We start from the raw sequence: 255 nt of genomic DNA, 5'->3' as shown, positions 1-255 counted from the left end.
ATGATATACTGTATACTGTATCTCATTATTAGAAGATTTCTTTTTTGAGGAAGAAGGAGGATTTTTAAAATGGCAATTGTTCATGTAACTGATCAATCTTTTGCAACTGATGTAGAAAGCACAGGCATAGTGCTTGTAGATTTCTGGGCACCATGGTGTGGCCCATGTAAAATGATCGCACCTGTATTAGAAGAAATTGATCAGGAAATTGGAAATAAGCTTACCATTGCGAAATTAAATGTTGATGATAACCCA

At 34.9% G+C, this 255-nt stretch carries 1 protein-coding gene; it reads left to right on the top strand.

From position 1 onward, the window contains the following. Positions 1-69: 69 nt before the first annotated feature. Positions 70-255, top strand: a 186-nt coding sequence (locus TEPIDINF_RS15300) for a thioredoxin family protein (RefSeq protein WP_421692415.1), incomplete at its 3' end; no start/stop codon positions are given.

The organism is Tepidibacillus infernus, from assembly GCF_048898065.1.
GTDB classification, from domain to species: Bacteria; Bacillota; Bacilli; order Tepidibacillales; family Tepidibacillaceae; genus Tepidibacillus_B; species Tepidibacillus_B infernus.
This window is presented reverse-complemented; position numbering and strand designations above follow the sequence as displayed.